1 protein-coding gene is annotated in these 1,224 nt (G+C 40.2%); it reads right to left on the reverse strand.

What is annotated here, in order from left to right:
- Nucleotides 1-139: 139 nt before the first annotated feature.
- Nucleotides 140-1,072 (reverse strand): GlxA family transcriptional regulator, encoded by a 933-nt coding sequence (locus CYK47_RS15220; RefSeq protein WP_122902599.1) that lies wholly within the window; start codon nucleotides 1,070-1,072, stop codon nucleotides 140-142.
- Nucleotides 1,073-1,224: the final 152 nt, after the last annotated feature.

The following is a 1,224-nucleotide window of genomic DNA, read 5'->3' on the forward strand; positions in this document are numbered from 1 at the left end:
TTAAAGATATTCGGCGATTGGCAACGTGTACAAAGATAAGTAGTGGTTTCGATGATCATATTGGATATTTTTTACTTGTTTTAGTGATAATTTATTCTACAAAAACACGTTAGATTTTGACACTACCAAAATCTTTATGTTAGTCATAAATACCAAAAGATTTACGCCATGCCTGTGGACTGGTGTTGTATTTTTCACGAAACTTTGTTCGAAAGGACACTGTATTATTAAATCCAGCAAGTTCACTGACTTTTTCAATGGATAGACGGGTTGTTTCTAACAACTGTGCTGCAAAACGGATACGTTCAACTGTCAACCAATCCATTAAGGTCATGCCAGTTGCTTTTTTAAAGTGACGCGTAAAGGTACGACGTGTCATGTGAGTGTGTTCGGCTAGGTGCTCAATACGATGTTGTACATTAAGGTTCTGTCTCAGGAAATCGAGTAAGAGACTGATCTGAGCATCTTGACTCGATTCTGCCAAGGGCTGTTCAATAAACTGTGCCTGTCCGCCTTCACGATGCGGTGGAATCACCATAATTCTCGAGATTTTATTGGCAATGCTAGTGTTGTAGCACTCACGAATTAAATATAAACAACAGTCTAATGCAGTTCCCGTACCAGCGGACGTGATCACACGCTGATCATCAACATATAATGAATTACGGTCAAACTGAACATGTGGGAAGCGCTGGCTAAAATCTTGTTCAGCCAACCAGTGTGTGGTGGCTTTTTTATGATCGAGTAAATCTGCATAAGCCAGTGCATAGGTACCATAACATATGGCATATGCTTGCTGTAAACCTGTAATGAACTTCGGGTCAGGCACATGATTAAAATCGTCCCAACCCGGGATTATAATCATATCGAATTGATCCATTTGCTCAATATGGGTATCGGGCACAATCATCATAGAATGCTCGGTCTGAACCACCTGCCCATCCACTGAGAAGATTTTTAAATCAAATAAAGGTTGATCGTCAATCCGAAGATTAAAGATCATATTGGGAATCGAGAAGTGAAAGGGGTTAATCTTGGGGAAAACAAATAATCCAATGACAGGCACTGACATCACATCACGCTCAGGAAAAATCTGACTATCTTAAAGTGAAAGAGGACTCCACCCGACAGTCAGGGTGGAGGTGAATTTCACAGATTTTAACCTTGTTGGTTTTGAATGTATTTTTTAATAATATCCAAAGGTGCGCCACCACAAGACCCTGC

The sequence above is a fragment of the Acinetobacter sp. B51(2017) genome (genome assembly GCF_003711395.1).
In the GTDB taxonomy this organism is placed as follows: Bacteria; Pseudomonadota; Gammaproteobacteria; order Pseudomonadales; family Moraxellaceae; genus Acinetobacter.

Bases quoted from the DNA above. Each gene is read 5' to 3' on its own strand.
- CYK47_RS15220 (WP_122902599.1), bottom strand. From the start codon at position 1,072: ATGTCAGTGCCTGTCATTGGATTATTTGTTTTCCCCAAGATTAACCCC.